Below are 25,235 nucleotides of genomic sequence, written 5' to 3'. Positions count from 1 at the left end.
TATCTCCTTGTTAGAATTTAACTTTAACAGAGAAACCTAAGTTGCGGAGGCTTGGCTGCATGAAGTAGTCTACGCCCTGATAATAGGTTCCTGTGTTGGATGTAAGTTCAGGATCAAATGGAGCCTTGTTGTAGAGCATCCACAGGTTGTGGGCTACAAATGAGAGGTTGAGACCCTTGATCCAGTTGACATACTTGGTGATTGGCACATCATAGCCGAGGCTCAGTTCCTGCAGACGCAGGTTGGTAGCACTGTAGGTGTACATGGCATCGATGGTCTTGGTGGGGTTACCCACTACCTGATAGTAAGCCTGAGCGGGGATGGGCTTGCCATTGACGATAGCACCACCGTTGTTGCGGGCATCCTGAGAAGCCTTGGAAGCGCCATAGTAGTCGAGGATGGCCTGTGTCTCAGAGACTACCACGCCACCATTGCGGTAAGTGAAGAGGAAGCTGAGGTTGAGACCCTTCCAGCTGAAGCTATTGCCCCAAGAGAGGTTGTAGTTAGGTGTGGCCTTGCCGGCATAAGCATAATACTGGTTGCCGTTGGGGCTGGCCTCTACGGTCTTGGTGTCAGAGTCGACATAGATGGCTCCGTGCTCGTCGGTCTTGAGTGTGCGTACCCAGATGTCGCTCATAGAGCCACCTACCTGCAGACGGTTCTGATAACCTGAAGTGCTGGCGGGATACATCACGTCGAGGTCGTAGAGTTGTCCGTCGATGGGGTTCTTCCATCCGTGGAGCATCTCCTTGATTTCGTTGCGGTTGAGAGTCCAGGTCATATAGGTCTCCCAGTCTACGGGGCCGAGTGGCTGGCTGAAGCGGGCAGAGAGTTCGATACCCTTGTTGTCTACGCGGCCACCGTTGGTCCAGATGCTGGTATAACCGGTAGATGAAGACATAGGCACGTTGAAGAACTGGTCATAGGTAGCCGACTTATAGAGAGTGGCGTTGACCTTCAACTTGTTCTGGAAGAGGACGAAGTCGAGACCCAACTCCCAAGACTTGGTGCGCTCGGGCTTGAGGTCATCATAGAAGACGGTAGTGGTCTCAGGGCGACCGGTAGTGGGGTTGATGGTGTAACCGCCGCGCTTGAGATAAGGATTGTTAGGCTCATTACCTACCTCAGCATAAGAGAGGCGGGTCTTGAAGTAGTTGAGCCACTTGTTGCTCTTGATGACAGGGAAGATGTCGGTCCAGATGCCAGAGATACCGGCAGACCAGTAGAAGAAATTGTCTTCGAGCTTGGATGACCAGTCATTGCGGGCAGTGAGGTCTACATAAGCCATACCCTTGTAGCCTACCTGGGCAGTAGCGAATACGCTCTCCAGACGGGTACGGTAGCCGTCATCCTGATATTTCTTGAAGGTGGCATCGCTGGTCTTCACGTTTTCAAAGGTGAAGATATTGGGGGTACCCAGCAGATGGCCCTCAAAACCGAAAGGCTTGTAGTCGTTCTGGGTATAATTGGTACCCAGCACACCAGACACATTCCATGTCTCATTGCAGAAATACTTGTTGGCCTTGAGGAATGCCTCGGCGTAGAGTGTGGTATAGTCTTCGGTCAGATTCTTGTATGCGCCATACTTAGAGGCATACAACTGGTTGGTAGAAGCGAAGAACTTGTACTCGGAGCGGTTGTGGCTGTTGTCGTACTTCACACGACCGGTCACGTCGAGCCAGCTGTTGATCTTGTAGTTGAGAGAGAGCGAGATCTGATTGCGGGTCTTGTGGTTGATATAGCGCTCGCGCTCAGTCTGCCAGTAGGGGTTCTCCATACTCATATCGTTGGCGTAGGGCCAGTACTGTACTGGGAAGTTGCGGTTGGTATCATAGCGCTCATAGTAGCCGAGCTTGCTGAAGTCGTCGCCTGCGGGGAAGAGGTAGACGGCAACCAGCGGGTTGTGATACTGTCCCTGTGACAGCATGTTCTGCTCCTTGGCGGTAGAGAGCATATAGCTGAAGTCGATGGTCAGCTTGTCGTTCAATGCAGTTGTGGTGTTGCGGAAAGCTACATTGTAACGGTCCAGGTCATTGCTGTGGATGATGCCCTGGGCATTGGTCGAACCCAAAGAGAGATAGGTCTGGTTGTGGTCAGAACCTACAGAGAGGCTTACATTATTAGAGATGTTGGTACCGGTCTGGAAGAAATCTTTAGGGCTATAGCTTGAAGGAGTGGCGAGCTTGCTACCCCAGCTGAAGTAGGAGTTGGCCTCGGTAGGACCATACTGGTTCTGGAACTCGTGCATCACAAAGGGCTCAGAAAACTGGAAGCTGCCGCTGTAGGTAACGTCCATATGACCCTTCTTACCCTTCTTGGTGGTAACGAGGATGACACCGTTGGCGGCGTTGGCACCATAGAGGGCGGCAGCCGAAGGACCGGTGAGCACGTTGATGCTCTCGATGTCATCGGGGTTCATGGTAGACACGGCATCACCTGTCTGGCCGGCACCCTCGAAGATTCCCTCGGGCTGGCTACCCTTGAGGTCATTCATGGGTATACCGTCGATGACATAGAGTACGCCGTTGTTGCCGGTGAGTGACTTGGCACCACGCATAACGACACGGGTAGAACCGCCGACGCCGGCAGAACCTGTAGTAAACTGGACACCCGCTACTTTACCATTGAGAGAGTTGACAAAGTTGGCATCCTTGACTTTTGTTACAGCATCTCCGCCAAGCTGCTGTACGTTGTACGAAAGTGATTTGGCTTCTTTCTTGATACCCAGAGCTGTTACCACAACTTCATTCAGCACCTCGGTATCGGGCTTCATGGTTACTTTGATGCCTTCACCGGCATTGACTTCTACGGTGGAGTAACCCAGATAGGTAATGACAAGTTTACTACCTGCTGGAGCCTTCAATGAGAAGTTACCATCTACGTCGGTTGGCACTGCGGTCTTGGTTCCCTTCAAGGTAACGGTTGCTCCGATGATGGGCTCGCCGTTCTCGTCGAGTACCTGTCCGCTAACCTGCTTTACATTAGCCTGCTGTACAGAGTAGGAGCTGCCTGTGGCTTCCGTAGAAGCGGCACTGACACTCAGAGCACCCATGCACAAGGCTGCAGAAAAGCACAATCTTAACAATTGCTTTTCATTCATAGCGTTGAACATTATTATTTTAAGTTAGACATATAAGAATAGACGTTTAGTGCTAATTCTTCAATTTTTTATAATGAGGTTTTATTGCGTTGGGCTGGTCCTGGACGCGTCCGAGTTTAGCATACGTTGGTTTTATGGCCGCAAATTTAACAAAAAATATAATTCCCGTGCAAATTTTCATGAACTTTTTTTCGCTTTTAACGCAAAATTGTGTGGTCGGAATCGCTGTGTGCGTACACAGCACACAATTCCACCAAGGTCGTGATGAATTTCAGACGTGCATTTAGTGTTTTTTCAATCGTCCTGCAATGGAGAGGTAACGACAGAAGGGATGGAAAAAAGGAGCAGAGATGGCTCTGGGGGCATTTGCAACAATTAACACATCAAGCGCGGTGATTGTTAACAATCATAAACACGCGCGCGGCGGGCGCAGAGATGACTTTGATGCCAAGCGTGATGGTCGGCAAGACGGGCGCAGCTACTTGACGATTGGCAGAGCGCACATTCTGCGTAACGTGCTTCATATTGTATTACAAATACTTATACTTTCACCAACAACAACCACGCCCGAGATGCGGGCGGGAGTCAAAGGCTGGCAGCCAGAGCCATCTCGGCCATGCTGCAGAGGGGAAAAGAGATGCGGAGGGATGACGGCGAAATTAAATATGTTTAACTATATTCTATTAATAGTAATTACTCTATCGCTCGCGTACGCGACGCCTTGCGCCGACACCAGCGCCATTGCGCCCGCAGCCCTCTTGAGGATAATTGCAAGGCGCGAAACAGTCGTTTCGGGGCACGAAATAAGGAAATCATGCTTTGCAATCATTATTTCATGCCCTGAAATCAACATATAGTTGGTAGCGGGCAAGATTGGCGCGGTGGCGGACAGGAGGGTCAGAATGGCGAGCAAGACAGCCGGAGCGGCGGAGAAGCTGAATGGGGGCAGCGGCAAGATGGAGGATATGGCGGTCAAGACGGATGAAGCGGCGGAGAAGTTGAAGACTATCGGCAAAGAGGACGGAGGATGTGGCGAAGAAGACGGAGGATGTCTGCGACAAATTTGCGCCAATGTCGCAGGTCGTCGGGACAAGGGTTGCGCAACTTTTTGCGCAAGCGGGCGATGTGCAAATGGTCTCAAAATAAACTGCTTGGAATGGCAGAAAACGCGACGATGGCCGCCGTTTTTGCCTAAAAATGCTGCAAAAATGAAAAAAAAAGGACAGAAAGGATAGATTTTACAAATAATCGCATAACTTTGTACATAATTAACGTGAGTTCGACGAAAATGCTTCAAGCAGCGATACCCTGATGAATGAAAGAGAATCATTATCACCATGATTTCCGCCTTTGACATGCGGCTTTCACGCTGGTATTTGCGCTTTCTTTCTGCCTAAAGCGCCAATTTTTTTTTCAATGCATCAAAAACTTTGCAGAAATCATCAGCAATACAAAAAAGTTCAGTAACTTTGCACCGTCAATTTAGGAAAACCGTTGCGTAGCAACTTAATCGACAAATAAACCTGTCGCATCATACCGTAAACCATTACTGGGAGGTCGATGATAAATGAACAGAATAAGGTATTATTAAAAACAGATGCAATGAGCAAATGCAAGACAATAGGGATAAAGGTAATATTGTTGATGTTGTTATTGTTGATGGGTAACACTTCAACCATAAAAGCACAAGGCTTGGCTTTGAAAAGCAACATCCTTTATGACGCCACCACAACTCCCAATGCAGCTATAGAGGTAAGGCTATCCAACAAATGGACAGCCGGGATAAATGTTGCCCTTAACCCATGGTCTTTTTCCGACAACAAGAAACTCAAGCATCTGCTTGTTGCCCCACAACTTCGCTACTGGTTGTGCGAATCATTCTCAGGACATTACTTCGGAGCAAACATAGCTTATGTGCATTATAACGTAAGCGACATCAAGTTTCCCTTTGGACTTTATGGTGGTGTTGACGGTGAGCGCCGACAGGGCGACCTTGCCGCCATAGGTGCATCCTACGGTTATTCGTGGATACTCTCTCCCCATTGGAGTCTTGAGGCTGAGGCGGGTCTCGACCTCGGCTATACCTGGTCTGACAGGTACTACTCCCCTAAGTGCGGCACCTACCTTGGTTCCGACAACAAGTTTCTTGTTCTGCCCAAGTTGGCGTTGAACATAGTGTATATAATAAAATAAGGTAAGGAAAGGATATATTTATGAAAAGATTTTTTCTGATTATCACTCTCACGGTTATGGCATGTATAGATGCCATATCGCAGACGTCACCGCAGATGTCACTGCGTGTTGACGGTGTGGAGCGCGAGGGCAATGGCTACCGTGTCCGCTATTCCTTCACCCTGCCTCAGCCGGCATCCGACTATTCCTATCAGGTGACTCCGCTCTTCACCTGTGGCACCGACACCATCTTTGAGGAGTCAGTCACTGTGCGCGGCAAGCTCAATGCCAAGAAGCTGCGCCGCCGCGTGGTGCTTGGCGACCGCAATGCCACTGTACCCTCGTATGTGCCTTCGGGTATCGACTCAGTCATCACTCGCACCGCCTATCTGCCCACCGACCGCTATCCCTGGGTAGTAGGCTCCACACTTCAGCTCTGCACGTCAGTAGAGGGGGAGGGTTGCTGCGAGGTAAGTCCTGCCGTAGTCCTTTGCTGCGACAGTTTCCTCTGCGAGCGTCCCTTCCATCCCGTGTTCTCCCCGGTTGAGGACAACACCGGCAAGGCGGGCGAGCTACAGCGCAACAATCCCGTGCTTCAGCATATATCCCAGTATCGTCCTTACGACAGCAGCCGCATACTGCGCAAGGAGGAGGGAGCCTTGTATGTCTTCTTCCCCTTGGACAAGTGGACACTGCTGCACGATTTCCGCGACAATGCCGCCACTCTCGACACCATCGTGAGCATCACTCGCCAGATTATGGCTGACTCCACGTCGAGCGTAAAGCTCATACAGATTATCGGTCTTGCCTCGCCCGAGGGAAGCGTGAAGCGCAACAACCTCTTGGGTCAGAACCGTGCTGCCGCCCTGCGCGACTATATCAAGCAGAGGGTAAAGACAGGCAATGCCATGTTTGAGCTATGCAACGGCGGTGAGGCATGGACAGAGCTGCGCGACCAGATTGCCGACAGCAATATAGAGGGACGCGACCAGCTACTCAATATCATCGACACCGAGAAGAACCCCGACGAGCGTGAGCGCAAGATGAAGCGGCTGAACAGGGGAAAGACATATAAATACTTGAAGGACAACGTGCTGAGCGACCAGCGTAATTCAGGATACATCCGCATATATTACGACTACGTGCCCGATTCAGCCGCCGCGGTTATCAACCGTGCCTCAGAGCTGTTGCGTGAGGAACGTTATGCCGAGGCACTGACGATGCTCCGCACCGTAGAGCAGGACGAGCGCGCCCAGAACGCCCTCGGTGTAGCCCTCTACATGACGGGCGACAAGCAAGAGGCTCTCTGCCGCTTCCGCCGTGCCGCAGCCTCAGGTAACGAGGATGCCCGCCGCAATGCAGAACAACTTGAATAATCAATTATATACAATATTTAATTATACAAAAAGTTATGAAGAAAATTAATCATTACGTTCTCAACGGTGCGATAGCACTGTTGTCAACCGCAGGTTTCGTAGCCTGCTCGTCCTCCGACGACGTAACAGATGCTCCCGTCAACCCCACGTATGACGGTAAGAGCGTGAAGACCCAGTTTGCGATTAATATCGCAACGCCTGTTTCAGGAAAGACCTCAACCCGTATGACTGGTGGAAATACTCAGAATGGAAGTGGTACTAATAGTAATACAGGTACATTCCTTGGTATGAATAATATCAATCTTCTTACTTTTAAAGAGGCTGATGTTTTTAATGTTACTACTTCTTCTGCACAAAGAACTTCTAACATTCAGCTGGATCAGGTTATTACACTCGCACAACTTAATGCTTCTGATATTTCTGATACTCAATCCAGCAAGATTTATACTGACGTATATATCCCAGTAGGAACAAGTCAGTTCTTATTCTATGGAACCGGTCCTATTGGCTCATCTAACAATAAAGATAGATTTAGTAAAGGAACATTAGCAACACATACCATTGAAAGTGGACAGACTTTAGCTAACATCGAGTATTCTTTGGTAACTACACTCAGCGAAAATAGTGGTTATACAACAACAGCTAAGGAGTTTTCTGATTATCTTGATGCAATCGTAAATAGTTCATATACTAATTCAACAAGTACGACAAGTACATGGGCTTCGCTTGGCGATGAATCAAAATGGCAGACTTTAAAAACTGCATATACAAATTTCACCTCTGTTGGTTCAAATGGTGCTCGTGGAGGTTCTGCTAATGCAATTCTTTTCACATTGAAGCAGTTGTATGAGATTTGCGAAAACCTTAGCTCGTCTTCTGACAATGACGTTAAGGGACTTGCAGGTGCTATAAAGGATAATATTACTAATGCAAGTGGTACAATTAAAGTCAAGGCAACAGCAGAGCAAGACACTAAGGGTAATACTACTGGCTATAAGTTAGAGTATGATGGACTCGTTGATAAATATAGCACTTTCCCCGCAACATACGGACTTCCTGAAGGTGCTGCCCAGTTGACTTTTGATACCACTAATAAATTTGAATATGTAACCAACGGTAATGTAGGAAATGCAGGGTCCACTGGAACTAATGCTAATGTTGCATTTGACGTGAATAATGTTACATATCCAGCTGCGCTTACATACTTTGTACATACTCCTGCACGTGCAACTACTAAAGAAATTGCCACAACTGGTACAGGAACTGATGTTTGGCCAACTACAGTCGCTAATTGGGATGGAGTTTGGAATGCATCAACAGGAAACTTCAGGGACTGGACTAAAACAGTTAATAGCAACTCTCGTTCAGTAGCTCTTCAATATAATATTAATTATGGTGTGGCATGTCTTGCAACTACAGTTAAGTGTGCTGATAAAGCATATCTTGAAGACAACTCCGCTGCAATGAACTCGGAAAGTTCTAATCAACAGATAACAATACCAACTGGTGGATTCCATGTAACAGGTATTCTTATTGGTGGTCAGTCAAAGACAGTCGGTTGGGATTTCCTTAATCCTAAGTCAAATGACCAGAAGTATGTTGTATATGACAATGATTTGTCTGTTGATGCATCTTCTAATGGTGTTTGGGCAAAACGTAATTCAGAATCATCAAAGAACTATACTTTGGTTTTTGATAACTATGTTTCTGATGCAACTGATGGAAAGCAGCCCGCTGTCAACATTGCATTGGAGCTTGTCAATGATAAAGAAGAATTCTTTGGGGTAGATGGTCGCATTGCTCCTGGACAGAAGTTCTATCTTGTGGCAAAGTTGGATCCAAATGACAATAATACAGGTGGTACAGCATCAGGTTCAATAAATTGGCCTGAGACTACTAAGTCTAACTTCCCTGCAACAAATGTAAACCGTGTATTCATTCAGGACTACACAACTACTGCCAACTTCACTATTAATAGCTTGAAGAACGCATACGTCACTATTCCTGACCTCCGTGCCTCTAAGCTCCAGCTCGGTCTTTCTGTTGACCTCACATGGCAGAGTGGTTTGACATTCGATGTTCCAATCAACTAATATAGTATATTTCAAGTATCGGAAGTAAAGGAACTGTCGAGATACCGCCGTCTGAAGCGGCAAGCCTATGCTCGAGAGTAATCTCAGCTCTCCCCCTAAGTTAGGGGGAGTACCCCGAAGGGGGGAGGGGGTCTGTCCCTTCTGCCGAAAGATGGTAATATAAAGCCATTATGCCTGAGGGATATATGCTTTGGCGGCATGCCGCGGGCGGGACGCCCACGCTCCCAGTGGCTGCGCGTGAGAAGACAGACCTCTCCGTCCCTTTAAAGGGCAACTCTCCTGACTAAGGAGAGGAGTTAGGTTAGCTTCTCCGACGTGGAAAGCCTGACTTAGAATAGGAGTTAAGTTAGCTTCTCCGACATGGAGGGATACTGACTTGGGAGAGGAGGTATCACTGCCGAATCCACTTCCGACACTTATAGAAAGTCCTAATGGTATCACGACAACTGTTGTCGTGATGCCATTACTTAACTCTTTGTAGTGTGAGGACAAGGGACATCGTGTTTGAATGCGAGCTGTCGAATGATATTCTGCTAACTACCAAAAGAGATTGTGGAAACTACCCAACATCTTTTTGGTAACTATCCGAACAATATTTTGGCAACTATCCCGCAATATTTCGACCATTACAGAACGTAATATTTTAGGTCGTAAGCAGGTCGAATGCACGTTCTGCAGGTTGAATGCACGTTACGCAGGTCGAATGCACGTCACGCAGGTCGAATGCACGCCCTTCAGGTTGAATGCACGCCCTGAAAGGGCAACAGCCCATAGCCCAGGGCAGAGCGTAGCGCCACCCTGGGTAATTGGCATAACCGCGTCAACGCTCGCCCTGTAAGGGCAAAAGCGTAATACCTCGCATTCATGTAGTGCTTATTAATAACAACAATTATAATATAATATAAATAAAGGTAATGAGAAGCAAGTATTGTCTGCTGATGCTGCCCGCTGCGGCGGTGATGCTCTCGTCGTGCTCTATCATCGACGAGGACAACTCCGACTGCGGATTGGACAACAAAATCGTATATCGCCTGAAACTCAGAACAAACATCCAAACCGAACTCGAAACACAGCTCGGCACGGAGGAGGAACGCCCCGTGGCACAAGCACTCAGCTCCTCACTCAGCGGTATATTCACTGACTGGGCACACGACATCTCTCTCTCATTCTATGACACCGACGACAAACTGTATAAAACGGAAAAGCATACGATGGATGCGTCGCAAGCTGAATACGTGGTGTATCTGCCAGAACGTGACTACCGTAATCTCGTTGTGGCAAATATAGCCGACGCTGAAAATATCCGCCCCCTCGATGACACCCATCCCGGTGACATGAAGTTGCAGTATGACAACCTCACCGACACCCTCAACAGCCACACCACCGGTCTCTTCACCGCAAGACAAGTGATAGAGGTGTGCGGCTGCACCGAGACATATTACGTTGACCTGTATATGGCTAACAGCTGCGCCGCTCTTGTGGTGGATACCACGGGTGTGGATATACGCGGCATGAAGGTGTTCACCCAGGACTTCGCCACCTCCTTCGCAGTGGCTGACAGCACCTACGCCTTCACAGCCAATCCCGTGGTGCGCTCAACTGAGATACCTCTCCCCGGTCAGCACCGCACCTGCCATTATGCCGTGAGCTTCCCATCAAGGAACAACACCGTAGCCACCGCTTCCGCCGTCAGTCAAGCCCCGGCAAGGGCAGACTCCCAGGCAGAGTCCCTCTTCCGCATAAAGGCATACATCACCCTCCCCGACGGCTCTGTCACTGAGAACATCATTTCTGTGGAGCAACCCCTCCTCGCCGGTTATCTCAAGATAATAAAGATGAAGATGAAGCACGACGGCTCGCTCACTCCCGAGAGTCACGACGTGGGAGTAAGCGTGACGCTGGACTGGAAGCAAGGGGGGACTTATGAGCCGGAGATATAGTTATTAACTCAACTTTCGCAAGAAAGGATAATAGTTGGTAGTTAAGGAGTTAAGGAGTTAAGGAGTTAAGCCAAATGTTGTTGCGCTTATATCCAATGCTCAATACTAATGGCTTAACTCCCAGCGACCAACGGGAGCGATAACTCCTTAACTCCTTAACTTCCAAAAAGTTGAGCATATGCGAAACTTAAGTTATTAAATAACTCCTCCAAAATAAAATAACAATGAAAATTGATTTGAAAAATATATTATTGACTATAATGATGATACTGGCTGCTGCCTTCGTCACCTCTTGTTCGGATGACGACAGTCTTGCCTCCCGCGGTCTGGAGACCGTGGAGATGCCTATCTCCATCTCTATCCCCGCCGAAGGATTCGTCAATCCCACTGATGTGGGCATAGGCAATGAGGAGCCTGCTTCGACGTTAGCCGTCACCCGCGCCCTTGGAGACCCCGGTGAAGCGGAGACCTTTGCTCTCCCCAAATATCTCTATATATACCTCGTCTCAACCTCTTCCTCTAATTCCACCCAAGTCATATTCAAGAAGCAAGAGGTGAAGTCCGAGGACTGGAAGCTCTCCACTTCCGGAGATAACACCAATGGTCATTTCTCGGCTAAGGATGGCCTCTATGTCTATCAAGGTCATCTCTCCATCAATCTCCCGCTCAACCGCAAGGAAGGCAGGGTGTATGTGGTGGCAAGCAATCTGGACTTGGATGACAGTGGCTCAGCAAACCCGAAATACAAACTCGTGACAGATGTCTCGTCTTGGAGTTCTTCTAAAGAAGTAGAGGATGGAGTTACGTTCACCAACCAGTCTGAATTGCGTAACAATATGCAGAACCTCTACTCCTCGCCATATAACCTCGAAAACGATGGTAATTATTACGGCACCATAAAAGACTATGCCTCTAATGTGCCGCATATCGACATGGTGCTGTATCATGTGGCAACAAAGGTTGACCTGCAATGGACTATCGACGAGAAGTTTCAAGGAACCAAGGCATGGAAGCAGGAGAAAAAGGAATCAAATGGTTCTAAGGATACAATGCGCAGCACGACGGATAACACATCCGAAGACTACAACAAGGTGTTCTTCTCCTTCATCGAGGCGCGACTACTGCCTAAGGAAGAACTGCCAATATTCAAGCCGATGAATGTGATAAAATACAAAAGCACATTCGACGCGGCTTTTCTCGGAGAAGAGAAGTATACGGGAAAAGATCAGCCATATACAGATTCTAAAGGAAACGCCAAAACAAGAAAGGAATACTACCAAGTGCTCCCGGAAGCAGAAAAGTCGGGCATGTACTACGGTCGCAAGGTCATCTATGTGATGCCGGAACTTGTTACCCCAAGTCCTGGAGATTATTATTACGACATTACGTTGAAGATACTGGTGAACAATTACACCACCTCAGAGAAAAAAAAGGATGGATCATATTCTTCCCTTCTCACTGAAGAAGACCATGCCACCACGGGTCATCATGCCCGGATAAAGATAAAGAAGTCAGACCTCAACGGTGCTCCTAAAGGCAGCGACGGCTATCCGATTTTCACCCCATGGATAAGGGCGACAATCCATGTCAACACTGTGAAAGACGTGGAAAACATAGTGAAGTTTACCGATCCAAATAAGTAAATAACATAGATAATAACATGCTGAGTAAAAGAAGATTATATACTACGATAATAGCCTTGCTGACCCTCTGCACCACAGCTTTTGCGCAGACGGGTAGCTTCAGCGGACCTGTGAGATATGTGAAGACGAATGGATCTTATGCCAACGACGGCACTTCGTGGGCGCAGGCTAAGAACAACCTGCAGGATGCCATAGAGTCGCTTCACGACTATATGACCCGAAACGGCATCACGGAGGGACGGGTGTATGTGGCGAAAGGAACATACAGCCCCACCACTTCTACCCCCGGTGGCGACGGTGTGCTATACACTTCTTTTCTTATCTATGAGGGCATAACGGTGTATGGAGGATTTGATGCCGCAAATCCCGAAGACACTCCCGAAGAACGTATCGTCCTTGATGCTAAAGGTTCGGAAATGCCAATCTCTGAAGCCAAAGGATTGAAGTGGCTAATGAAGAACACCACCACGCTCAGTGGTAATCACAGTAGCTCTACGGAAGACCCGATGAAGTGGGACTCGAAAAAGAACGAATACGACGAGTCGTTTACGGGCAACTCATACCATGTGGTATGGTTTGCCACCAACACCTCAACCCATTCCTCCGGTCTCGACACCAAAAACCGCGGCGTGGCTCTTGCCGATACCGCCGGTCTCGACGGCTTTACCATACGCGACGGCAATGCCTCCAACCGCACCGTGCCCGAGCAAACTGACGGCTCTCATGCTTATCACAACAGTTATGGCGGCGGAGTGTATATGGTGGGCAACACCGTGCTTCGCAACTGTATCATCCGCCAGAACTCATCGTCGCTGCGTGGAGGCGGTGTGTATATGGACGGCGGCGGACTGATGGAGCAATGCTATGTCACCCAGAACCAGTCGGGCGGAGTGGGTGTTACCGACGGATATGGTGGCGGTGTAGCTTGCGATGATGGCGGCATCGTGCGCCATTGTCTCATCGAGAACAATGCCGCGAGATGTGGTGGCGGACTCTCCATAGCCTTCTCCTCGCAGCCTAAGGACGACAAGGCGCGATATGCTTCATACGCAACGGGATGCGTGGTGAACAACAACACATCATCGGCCGAGGCGGGTGGAGTGTTTATGAAGAATGGCGGTCTGCTCAACCACCTCACCATCACATGCAACAAATGTGTGGGAGCGGGAGTGGTGTATAATAGCCGTCGCTACGGACGCAGCGGCGGACTGTATGTGGATGGCGGCGGTATGGTTACCAATTCCGTGATATGGGGCAATGAGGTAGCTGCCAACAACAATGTGCAGTATGCCACATACCGTGAGAATGCCTCCACCCCGAAGGTGAAGCTCGACTTCGTGGCTCTCTCCAAATACAACTACGTCGATTGGAGCGGAACGGTGAAGCGCACCAACGGAGTGTATTCCTTGAATGAGGAAAACAGCAATGAGTCTATTCCGGGATATTATCCTGACTTCACCAATGTCCCCGATGCAACGGGAGTGCTGGGTAGTTCCACTGTCTCAAGACGATGGAATCCCCGCGCCTCGTCATACCTGCGCCATAAGGGGATGCAGCTCAACGACTATCCAACGAGCGCCAACTATCCCAATGGCTCTGACTACGAGACGGAAGGCAAGGACATCATTGATGCACATATCACTGAGGACATCTTAGGCAGTCAGTTTGCCCCCCGTTGCGTGCTTGGCGCCTTTGTGGCTAATAGCTTTAATGGTGAATATGAGTTAGTGGCAAGTATGGAAGACAATACCACTCCGATAAAAACAATATTTATCGACCCCACCACTGATGCTGAGGTGTCATTAGTTTCAGATGAGACATTGGGCAATTCGTGGGAGAATGCTTTCAGTAATATCAACGATGCCTTGGATTATGTTGTCAAGAAGCTCAATCCCACAGCTACCAATCCTGTGCAGCTACTTGTCAAGGAGGGCACAACCACCACGGCTGGAAACAATTATATTCCCTATATCCGCTCGTCGTATATCGACCTGCCGAGCCATGTGCGGCTATATGGCGGTTTTGCCTCATCGCTCACCGGCACCAACATATCCAAGCGCAATCCCAAGGCTTACCCAACCCGCATAACCGCCAACATCACAGGTGGCGACTATGCCGAAAATGGTTGTCATATCATCACCGTGCGCCATGGAGCGACCGACGTTATTGTGGATGGCTTCCAGCTCTACTTTGCCAATGCCCAGACGAGCAGTGTGCTGCCCACCCTCGCTTTGGAGGGAGGAGCGGGCATCGCCATTATCAACAGTTATGCCGACAAACTGATGGAGAACATCAAGATACGCAACTGCGTGGTAGCCAACTGCACCGCCTCGCAAGGCTCCGCCCTTTTCCTGCGCAACACTCCAGGAGCCGTGATGCAGGTGGATGTGGAGAACTGTATCTTCCACAACAATGCCGTGACCCGTCAGCAGGCAGCCACCGTTGAGGCTACGGGCAACAACGCCACGCTCACCCTCAACCACTGTCTCATCCGTGGCAACGTGGGATATGGCGTTATGGCAACTGATAATGCCAATATCAAGGTGAAGAACACCGCCCTTCATGCCAATATCGGCTATGGCTCATATACCTCAGGCAACAATCCCAAGATAACGGATTTGAAGGCTGATGCCTCTACTCCCGATTCCAAGGTTGTCACTTTCTATACGACATCAAACGGAAGTATAAGATTGGCAGAAGGAGCAACCAATGCCAACAATATGATGGACCTGGGAGTAACTTCTTTTAGCGATGTCGCCACCGCCAAGTTCTCCTATTACTCCTCCAACACCGACACCTATCCCAAGTTCGTCAACCCCACGAGCAACATTGGGGTGAACAAGGACGGCGATGTGACGATGTACGGTGGCGACCCCAACTGGATGCCGACAAATATGAACCCGATGGTGAATGCTGCCAATGAGACAGGTACTTCAGCAACAGACCCGAGTTTCGGAAAGGACATGACAACTGTATTCTTCCGCAACTATGGCGGTGCAGCCGACATTGGTGCAGTGGAGAACCATAACGATGTGGCAGAAGGCGACACTTCCAATGAGGATGTTGAGGGAGGCTACCAGCCACCATACGGCAAGGTTATTTATGTGCGCGACTACCGTAATCCCGACGGAACAATAGACAACACAAGGGATGGTGACGGTTCATCATGGCAGAATGCCATCAATGGAAACCTCGAGTCAGACAAATATAAGAACAACCACGGCTTTGGCGGCGTGGATGCGGAACTGTATGAAGACGGCTATCAACTTACAGGACTCCAATGGGCTGTGGATGAGGCTTTTGCCCGCTCGTTGGATAGGAATGATGATAATACTATTAAATATACGACAAAATCAGGTGTAACTCATTTCAATCCAGGAAGTCAAAGCACAGTCAATCCTGACCGTACAACTATAGAAGTCTCAACTGTTGACAAGAGCAAGCGAGTTCAAGTCTGGATAGGTGAGGGTGAATACATCCGTCGCGAAGGCTTCTTCATGCGTGATGCAGTGGATGTATATGGTGGTTTCCCTGGCAAGGGAGGCGACCCTCAATCCCCTGGTATGAAAGAGCGTGTGCCCAAGACATCTATCCTTGAGACATTGAGAGATGACGAGGTGACTGAGACAGGTGTTATTGGTACAGGAGCATGGGGGCCTCAGGTAGATGACTATAAGCATAATGTATTGGCTGCTTATTCCTCAGGAGATGTCACTAATTTGTGGAAAGTAGTTGACTTTTCTTCCGATGATAAACAGGGTAATGCACCTGCATGTATTGATGGAAATAATGATACATTCTGGCATTCGCGCTGGCAGGACGATAATGCAGGTCATGGAATTAAAAATGGTGGTCTGCCTCAGTGGATAATTATAGATATGGGACAGACATATGAAATAACATCTCTGAAAATCACAAACCGCAATTATTATCCCAACAACTATACAATAGGATATGCACCATCTTATTCCGATGATGGTATAGCTCAACAAGTAGATGAGAAAGCCTTCACGCTGATATGGGAAAATAAAGATATTACAGCAGATAAATCACAGACCCTTGTTTTTGGTAGGACTATTAGCTGTCAATACTTATATATTAAGGTCAACTCAAATAACAACAGTCAAAAGCATGTTGACATATTAGAGATTGAGGCCTATAACGGCAGCACAAAGATTGACCATTTATTAGGTTCGAGAGTCCAAAACAATGTATATGATCTTAATAGTTATGCAAAGGCATATAAGTCACAGCGTGTGCTTACCCAGCCATATCCTTACTTTAAGGGAAGTGTACAAATAAATGGAAAGGAACCAGGAAATAACCTGGAGTTTGATAACGACCCAATTAATCCATTCTGTGTCATTACCAGTTGGGATGGTTTTGTTATCCGCAACGGAAGAGCCAAGATTACACATCAGCGTGACGGTGGAGCTGGAGTGGCTTTGCGTATCAATGGACGTTTGGCTAACTGTGTGATAACAAATAATATTCTGTCGTCAAAATCAAATACTCGTGGAGGTGGCATATTCCAAAATGGTGGAATAATTGAAAACTGTGAGATTGATGGTAATATATTAAATAGTGAAGGCGGTTCTGACAATAATGTCTTTGGTGGAGGACTTTATCAAAGAACTGGTACTGTATTCAACACTTCTGTCATTCATAATAAGATTACAGGTAACGGAACAACGCAAGGTACTGGCGTGTTCTTTGAGAATGGACGATTCTATAATAATACAATTACGGCTAATGAAGGACCATATACACTGTATTCTGGAAAATGGTTCTCAAATGGCCGTATTGATGTGTATAACTCAATAATTTATAATAATACAACAAATAATACCAAAGAATTCGACTGTACCACAGAAAAAGGCAATATCACTCTGAAAAACTGTTTGTTTAAGAATAAAAATACACACAGGACTTTTGACAATTCCTATACTAATGTTGATGCTTCTTCATTCGTTTATATGGATGACAAGGGTATGTCAGTCTCAGACCTCTTCAACGATGCCGACAATGGTGACTATAGTTTGAAGGAAGGGGCTATTGCCATTAATATGGGAACTGACCAGTTGGGTAAGAATATGGAGGGTACTGCCGATATTGTGCTTCCTTCATACGATGCGCAATATGCCGACCGTATCCAAGACTGCACCGTGGATATCGGTGCATACGAGTTTAATGGTGCGTATAGCATTACGCCGGATGTAACTACAAGCACGGACAAGGCGGTGTACTATGTCACGCAGAACGGACGCGGCACAGGCTCGGCTGCCAATCCCGCTAATGCGGCTTGCTGGACTAAGTTGCAGAAGGTGCTGGATGCTGCGGGAAGATATGTGTATGAGCATAAGGACGATGTAGTCAAGAAACAAGTGATTGTGAAGTTGGCGGGCGATGCGCCGGAGGAAACAACTGTAGGCGGGAACAAAACTTATCAGTATTCTGGCTTTGTATATCGCCCTCGCCGCTCATACAAGAAGACGAATTCGGGACAGGAGGTGAACACACGCGACTATACTATCATCGTGCCTCATGGAGTGGAGGTATGGGGAGGATATAGCGACGACTACGAAAGTGCTGACAAAAACGGATTCTATACCAAGGTCTCTGAGGGCAACTATACCGACAACCGTGATGTACTGAAAAACCGCACAACTCTCAGCGGTGTATATCAGGCTGATGACCAGGATGTAAACGTGTATAATGTGGTGACGTTCACCAATAATACATTTGACGAAGAGGGAACACTCAATCCAAATGATACTCTTGAAAACATATCAGCCCGCGCCGTGCTCGACGGACTATTCATTGAAGGCGGCAATGCCGACGGCGAGAAGCAATCTACAGGAAAGAGAACTGACACTCGTGTGGGTGGCGCTGCCATCGTCACGGGCTATGCCCATATACGCAACTGCGTGGTGCAGAACAACAAGGCTACGGATTTCGGAGGTGGACTGTATCTCGAAGAGGGCGCATTGGTGAGCGGAAGTATCGTGCAATATAACGAGGTAACCAAGGGTGACGGAGGAGGACTATACGTGGAAGAACCGGCATCGGCATCCTCTGAGAATGTCAACGCCGCAACCAACCCTGCCCGCATCTTCACATCCGACATCATCTATAACACGGCAAGCGGAGCGGGAGGAGGTATCTCGTTCACCACCAACGGCACGCCGAATGTCAGGGCAAACAGTGTGCTGTTCTGGCAGAACACGGGTAGCGAGCAGTCGAACGTCAACGGCATGACAACACCGACGGATGCGGGGAACACCAACCTTACCATCAAAGACTATCCCATATCCTTCTGCGCCACTGAGACAACACGTGAGCCGGGTATCAACAACATCGCAGTGCATACCGATGTGGTCAAGGGTGTGCGCTTCGCCACAGAAACGTACAACCATGACTATATCGACAGCAAGGGAACGGCTGTCAAGAGAATGCATAATAGTTATGAGTTCTATAAGATAAAGAAATACAGTCTGCTGGCACGTGGAGGCATGGAGTACAAGGACTATAAAGCCCTTGTCGCGAGTGATGCCCTTACCGCCGAAGACCTCGCAAAGAAAACACGCACATTTGAGGGCAACGACTTCATTGACATCGGAGCGAGAGCCATCGACGAACTGGTGCTGCCTGTGGCTACTGCCGACAATCTCATGACCCGCATCTTTGTGGTGAAAAACGAGGACGACGTGGCTACTACATCAGTGGAGGTGATGCAGAACCAGACCCAAGACCCATACTATCAGCAGGAAGGCTCGTCGTTCGCCTATCCCATGCGCTATCTCGACGATGCGCTGCAATATGTGAGGGAGGCACGCAAGATGAAAGATGAGAATGGCGTATATACAAACAGAAAGAAGAAGTTTGAGATTATCCTCAGCGGCGGAACATATTACCCCATGCGTAATATCAAGGGAGAATATGTGAACAGCCGTGGACGTACATATCTCGTGCCTGAAGGCGTGACCATCGTTGGAGGTGTCAAGACAAAACAAAGCGACAATAACAAGGATTCCACCTATTATGGCAACACTGCTGAGCCATCTGATAATACTACTTTTACTTATGGCAATTCAACTGTCGTTATCTCCCATCCCAAGATTAAGAACATCATAGAGAACCGCGAACTCTCCGACATCAACCACAACAACATTGCTGAACCGTGGGAGATGGCAGTGCAGACCATTCTGTCAGGACAGGTGGTGAACGGTAATTCCAACGAAAACGTATATCACGTCATAACTTGTATCGCCGACGAGAAGCACGTGGGAGGACTGCCTGATGCTACGATTAAATATCACGACATCACAAGTGAGAAATATGACGCAAATGCCGGCAACGGCACTGTTCCATACGAGCGTGGTGTGCCTGTCATCATTGATGGTGTGGAGATCGAGGACGGCATGGCTATGGGATATGACGCAAAAGCCGTGAACAGTAAATCAACATACTATAAGGGGGGTGCCATCTGTGTCGAAGGCAACTGGACTACAGGTGATGTCTTAAGAACATATACGGATGGCAGCGGCAATGCTATCGAGAGGCCTGTAGGATATAGAAGCATCCCTCTTGAGGTGCGCAACTGCAACTTCCGCAACAACGGAGGATGCCTTGGAGGTGCCATCTTCACCGACAGCGAGCTGAAGGTCTTCGCCTGCAACTTTGTGCAGAACTATGCCAAGGTGGAGACTGACCAAATAGGTAATAATAGTGTGACATACGCCGGACGTGGCGGCGCCATCAATGCCAGCTACAACACCGTGATAGTAAACTCGCTGTTTGCAAACAACGAGGCTGACACAAACTATCAGACAGGTGTGGGAGGTGCTGTGCTGCTCGGAGAGTATGCCTCGCTCCACATGATTAACTGCGACGTGGTGCGCAATCTTGCCTATGCCTATCCCGCTATCTATTGCTATAAGCCAAATAAAGGAGGCAAGTACTCTGATGGCGAACAAACATTGAAAACCAACAATCCACATAAGATTGTCAACACCATATTCTGGGGCAATGAAGTGACGGGTGACAGCGGATTGAACAGGGTAGCCAACCTTAGTCAGGATAATAATAAGAAGAATGCCGAGATGCTGTGGTTCTGCGCCTACGAGGAGGGTAAGGGTAACGCCCCTGTAAACTCCGGAAACAATATTGATTACCGACTCCAGACATATAAAGGCTTCGGAACTTTCATACCTTCGCTGTGGATTGGCAAATATAACTATCTCTATACAGACAACACAACTATCAAAGAGTCAACAGTAGATAATCCCGACAAGGATCCCAATACAGGTCTTAACCCCGTTACCTGCAACATCATCATCGCCTCTGACAACGACGCCATCAACGGACCGAACTTCATCAACCCGTCGTCAAAGGCAGGAAAGGCAGGATATTATACCTCTGCCGACTGGATGATAGGTCGTATCAACAACCTCGTGGATAATGGATGGACATATCTACAGCAGGACCTGAGCGGTAAAAAACCGACGTTTGTCTATGAAGAAGAAAAGGCAAAGGGTGCCGGTATCTATCGCCATACGGCGTATGACGACAAAAATGTCAACACGGGTGAGACGGCTGTGCCAATCGGTAATGACGAGTATATGACATACGCCGATGCTACGGGCAAGTCGATGCTGCGTATTTCCACCGACCCCAACCCTACTCACCACCAGACTTACATTGATCTCGGCGTGTATGAATACCAGCACGTGAAGCTCGACCCGTCGGTGGAGAAAGGACATGTAGATGTGCTGTGGGTGACGCAACAGGAGAGAACCAGTGCCTCGGTGGCTGACGGTAAGACATGGGAGACGGCGACGAGCGACGTGCAGCGAGCTATAGAGACGCTGCTTGCATCACGCAACGGACACGACAAGGAGATTCGTATGCTTGAAGGACAATACCAACCGGTATATACCATCAATGGTAATCTCGGTTTCACTATCACAACAGACATCTCTACGAGTAGTATAGTGCCGCCCGTTGGCTCGACACCCGAGGGTGTGAACTCCCTTACTATACGTGGTGGCTACAGTAAGGATGTGCAGGGACTGGAGAACATCCACGACTATCCCGTTTATCTTTTCGCTTCGGAACGCTCGGGCGTGAATGAGGATCTCCTCGGACATATCTTCGTGATAGGTGATGTAAGGCAGAGGGAATCTTCGGGAAATGTTACTAACGATGTGAAAGACTATGTCGTTCCTGTATATTTCGACGGATTGACCTTCTGTAATATTAAGTCTAAAGATAAAGACGGAGGTGCCGCTGTGTTCTATAAGGATCAGGTCGATAAAAATGGTTCTCCTGTAGGTAAATCATACGTTACGGAGAATGGAGAGATAGTCAGCAATAATGGTGTTAAATATACTCAATATCCAATCAGCGACACACCATCTGAATATCCTCTCTATAAGCTGACGATGAACCGCTGCGACTTCCGCATCAATGGAGCAACCTCAGAAGTGCCGGCAGTAACTATAGGCGAGGGTGGAGGTGACGCTCTCATCTATAATTCCGTATTCCATAGCAATGCGGGAAGTCCGCTCGTCGCCACAGATACCAAGGTGGTTAACTGCACTTTTGCCCTCAATGGTGGTGAGATAGAATTTTCAGGCAATTCGGAGATGCACAACTCTGTGCTTTGGCGCAATAACGGGTATGAGACTACTCGTGAATGGACAGGTCTAACCGCTACTGGAAGCATGTCGTATAATGCCATATCGTCGCTCAGCTCAGACGATAATGTCAATAATTATAATGTGACGTTGTCATCCGACAACAACAACGTGCTGCAAGGCCCGAACTTCTTCGACCCGGCATTAACTGCTGCTGACAGTTGGGCTAAGGCTTCGCGCGACTTCCGTGTCAATCCGAGTGCAAAGATTATCGGTAAGGCATCGCCTAAGAAATATGTGGAACTCGTGAGGGACCTCACGGGAAGGTATCCTTACACTTCTGACGTGGATATTTCGAATGCCGACGATGACAACGACCCATATTATGTGGACTTGGTTAAGAAGGACTTCGACCTTGCCAATAACAGCCGCTATTACGGCTCTGCCGGTATGGAGAGAGGTGCTTATGAATGTATCGCCACTCTTAGCCGTGTGCTCTATGTCAATCCATCGCTTGACTTGTCAGGCCCTGCCTACAACGGATTCTCTTGGGAAAAGGCATATACCAAGGGCAATCTCCAGAAAGCCATAGATGCTGCAGCCGTTTATTCTAACGTCCATGAAGGCGAAAAGTCGTATGTCTTCGTAAAGGAGGGTACGGACACATCTACCGGTAAGCCCATCACCATGCGCAACAACGTAACGCTTTATGGAAGTCTGCCGTCAGCCATCAATACGGGAGTTGAGGAGACGACAGATAAGAATGGAAACAAGTATTACGATAACGACAAGATAGAAGAATATATCAAGGCTATGGATGCCGACCGCGACGGTATGGCTTCTTCTTACGCCAAGCATACCATCGTGAATGGTGTAAAATCGGTGGAGCCTTTAACCTACTGTCTTTTCGACGGACTTCTGATTGGTAATGCCGATAACGGTGCTGCAAACAAATCCGCTTCGCCCGTGGTGGATATACAGCAAGGCAATGTGGCCCTGCGCAACTCCATCATTGCCAACAATGAGATTACTGCCACCGGTCAACACCTCGTCAATCTCCAGTCGGGACTGCTCTACAACACGCTTATACGTGACAACAAGATGCCATCAGCCTCCTCAGCCCTTGTCGATCTCAGCTCCGGAGGCTATATGCTCAACTGCACTGTCGTAGGAGGTGACTTGACTCAAGGCTCCACCGCCTCACATGCCATTAATAATATAATGTATAAGGAGACGGACTCTACTATGCCGTTTGCCCCCTACTTCCGTCCTTCCACTACGGCTTATCATGGAGAAATACCAGAGGCGGATGTCAGCAATCGCAACTTGTGGTATCAGCTACACGAACGTACAGACAATATTGAAGGCGGTGATAACGGAACATCGGGTGACGGCAAGAGCCATATCTCATCTTCTCTTCAGCAATTTGTTGACTATACCTCAGACCGTGACCTTCTCGGCAATCCCCGTTTCATTGGTTCCAATGTGGATAAAGGATGCTTTGAGACATGGTCAACGGGAACTATCAACTCGCCATTGGACATACATGCCAATACTCTTGCCACAAGCTACAACGGGCAGACTTATCCACATGAAGGCTCAGTGGTGTATCTCCAAAAAGGTGGCAATCTGATTTGTGATGTAAAGAGCGACAATTCACCATACTTTACCAACGCCAATCCCCTGCGCCCAGGCTACGTTCTGGCATCGGAGGGCGGCTCGCTCTATGGACAGGGCAATACTATCGACCTCCGATATGTGGCAGCCGAGAGAACCATCGGACAGCAAACCATCGCACAATACTCCCTCGTCTCACTGCCATTTGACATGAACTATGGGACGAACGATGAGGGCGTAATGCCTTTCGTCACAACTACCACATACGATAAAAATAATAACAATGTTACGGAAGAAGCCGTTGCCCCATTCTATCGATATGAGTATGACGGTGAGGCACGAAGCAACTATAAGTACAGCTTTGCAGAGAGCGACTCTCCATGTTGGAAACTGCTCACCACAGACACCCGCACAGCCAACGAGGGTATGCTCATCGACCGTGGCTCTACAGCTACAAAGCAAACTCTTCGTTTCACCGCATACGGAGCGAAAGCCGCTGACGATCCTGACGCTCACTATCTTTATCGCGAGTCTGCCGACAAGGATTATGTCACCCTCACTCAATATGACGACCGCACATCAACCAATGGCGGTGCTGACTTCACCTTCACCTCTGTATATAATATGGGATGGAACCTCAAGGGCATGCCTTATCTTATAAGCAATTATCCCGTATATAAGAAGATGGACGACGGGACGTATGCCATGAATGTGCCGCACGTGGTATATACGATGAACCCCAATGGAAGCTATGTGACGAAGCAATCGTGGTATGCTGATAATACACTCTCGCCCGGAGAAGCCTTCTTCACACAGACGGCAACCATCAACAAAGAGGAGCATCTCCACTTTGCCCAGCTCTTATATACCTCTTCTGCTTCTACTAACACGGGCAACACTCGTAACGTCCTCAATATCTCCTTGTCTTCCGCAGATGCAACAGGTGAGGATGCCGATCGGAGCGTGGGCGTTTCACATGCGGCTGGCGTTGTCAGTCTGCAGCCAGTGGATAACACCTCTGATGATAACACCTCTATGGTATATACCATCAATCGCGACGGAGCGAAGTTTATGTCGATGAATCCCGCTATCCCCGACATTGCCGTATGTGGCGCTGGCGGCGAGATGATGTCGTTGGTAGGTGCTGCTCCTATTGAAAAGGAAATATCCTTGGCTACGAGGGTTGGCTCAACCGGTCGTTACATCTTCTCGCTCGATAGGAGTGCAGGCGTTTCACCCGCCACCACCGAGGTATGGCTAAAAGACTATCAAACGGGCATTGTAACGAATCTTATGGAAGATGATTATACTGCTGAGATTACTGTGGGCGAGAATCCTGCATCCCCGGTGCTTACCACAGGTAGATTCTCATTGACCATCGGCGGTGTGCGTCCTGACATCGGTGAACGTGATGAAAACAGTGCCAGATGGACCATATCCATCAACCGTTGTCACGTAACAGTCTCTGGTCTCTCCACAGATTCCGATGTCCTCTTCTACACCACCGATGGCATACTCCGCCATCGTGCCACTCCATTCCTTGGCAAATGCGAGGCAGAGCTTTCTCCTGGCGTATATGTAGTCAGGGCAGAGGGAAATAGCAAGGTTATAGGGCTTGTAAGGAGAGATTAATAGGGAATTTTGCAATAAAAGACG

8 protein-coding genes and 1 pseudogene are annotated in these 25,235 nt (G+C 48.4%); 6 read left to right on the top strand and 3 right to left on the bottom strand.

Features of this window, described 5'->3' with window-relative positions:
- Positions 1–10 precede the first annotated feature (10 nt).
- The 3 genes and pseudogenes from CIK95_RS10320 to CIK95_RS13360 all read right to left on the bottom strand — a co-directional run.
- Positions 11–3,100, bottom strand: coding sequence for a SusC/RagA family TonB-linked outer membrane protein (locus tag CIK95_RS10320; protein ID WP_158215126.1), 3,090 nt, complete (start codon positions 3,098–3,100; stop codon positions 11–13).
- Between the two features lie 383 nt (positions 3,101–3,483).
- Positions 3,484–3,624, bottom strand: a complete 141-nt coding sequence (locus tag CIK95_RS13210) for a hypothetical protein (RefSeq protein WP_158214805.1) — start codon at positions 3,622–3,624, stop codon at positions 3,484–3,486.
- A gap of 761 nt (positions 3,625–4,385) precedes the next feature.
- Positions 4,386–4,517, bottom strand: a pseudogene (locus CIK95_RS13360) (IS982 family transposase); the annotation flags it as partial.
- A 143-nt stretch (positions 4,518–4,660) separates the two neighbouring features.
- Between CIK95_RS13360 and CIK95_RS10310 the strand changes: the two are divergent.
- From CIK95_RS10310 to CIK95_RS10285, 6 genes are all read left to right on the top strand, one after another.
- Positions 4,661–5,293 (top strand): DUF3575 domain-containing protein, encoded by a 633-nt coding sequence (locus CIK95_RS10310; protein WP_094389348.1) that lies wholly within the window; start codon positions 4,661–4,663, stop codon positions 5,291–5,293.
- A gap of 20 nt (positions 5,294–5,313) precedes the next feature.
- Positions 5,314–6,648: a hypothetical protein gene (locus tag CIK95_RS10305; protein ID WP_144007805.1), complete on the top strand. Its 1,335-nt coding sequence runs from the start codon at positions 5,314–5,316 to the stop codon at positions 6,646–6,648.
- 35 nt (positions 6,649–6,683) lie between these two features.
- Entirely contained in the window at positions 6,684–8,741 is a 2,058-nt protein-coding gene (locus tag CIK95_RS10300; protein ID WP_094466955.1) for a hypothetical protein, read from the top strand.
- A gap of 914 nt (positions 8,742–9,655) precedes the next feature.
- Positions 9,656–10,681 carry a FimB/Mfa2 family fimbrial subunit gene (locus CIK95_RS10295; RefSeq protein ID WP_094423065.1) on the top strand — a complete coding sequence of 342 codons (1,026 nt, stop codon included), beginning with the start codon at positions 9,656–9,658 and terminating at the stop codon, positions 10,679–10,681.
- A 260-nt stretch (positions 10,682–10,941) separates the two neighbouring features.
- Complete coding sequence (locus tag CIK95_RS10290; RefSeq protein WP_094387079.1) at positions 10,942–12,324, top strand: hypothetical protein; 1,383 nt, start codon at positions 10,942–10,944, stop codon at positions 12,322–12,324.
- Between the two features lie 17 nt (positions 12,325–12,341).
- Positions 12,342–25,211: a discoidin domain-containing protein gene (locus tag CIK95_RS10285; RefSeq protein WP_094466953.1), complete on the top strand. Its 12,870-nt coding sequence runs from the start codon at positions 12,342–12,344 to the stop codon at positions 25,209–25,211.
- Positions 25,212–25,235: the final 24 nt, after the last annotated feature.

It is taken from the genome of Prevotella sp. P5-108 (genome assembly GCF_002251385.1).
GTDB lineage: Bacteria > Bacteroidota > Bacteroidia > Bacteroidales > Bacteroidaceae > Prevotella.
Note: the sequence above shows the minus strand (reverse complement) of the source record. Positions and strands in the feature narration are given on the sequence as shown.

Bases quoted from the DNA above. Each gene is read 5' to 3' on its own strand.
- CIK95_RS10305 (WP_144007805.1), top strand. From the start codon at position 5,314: ATGAAAAGATTTTTTCTGATTATCACTCTCACGGTTATGGCATGTATA.
- CIK95_RS10290 (WP_094387079.1), top strand. From the start codon at position 10,942: ATGATGATACTGGCTGCTGCCTTCGTCACCTCTTGTTCGGATGACGAC.
- CIK95_RS10320 (WP_158215126.1), bottom strand. From the start codon at position 3,100: ATGAATGAAAAGCAATTGTTAAGATTGTGCTTTTCTGCAGCCTTGTGC.
- CIK95_RS10310 (WP_094389348.1), top strand. From the start codon at position 4,661: ATGATAAATGAACAGAATAAGGTATTATTAAAAACAGATGCAATGAGC.
- CIK95_RS10285 (WP_094466953.1), top strand. From the start codon at position 12,342: ATGCTGAGTAAAAGAAGATTATATACTACGATAATAGCCTTGCTGACC.
- CIK95_RS10295 (WP_094423065.1), top strand. From the start codon at position 9,656: ATGAGAAGCAAGTATTGTCTGCTGATGCTGCCCGCTGCGGCGGTGATG.
- CIK95_RS13210 (WP_158214805.1), bottom strand. From the start codon at position 3,624: ATGAAGCACGTTACGCAGAATGTGCGCTCTGCCAATCGTCAAGTAGCT.
- CIK95_RS10300 (WP_094466955.1), top strand. From the start codon at position 6,684: ATGAAGAAAATTAATCATTACGTTCTCAACGGTGCGATAGCACTGTTG.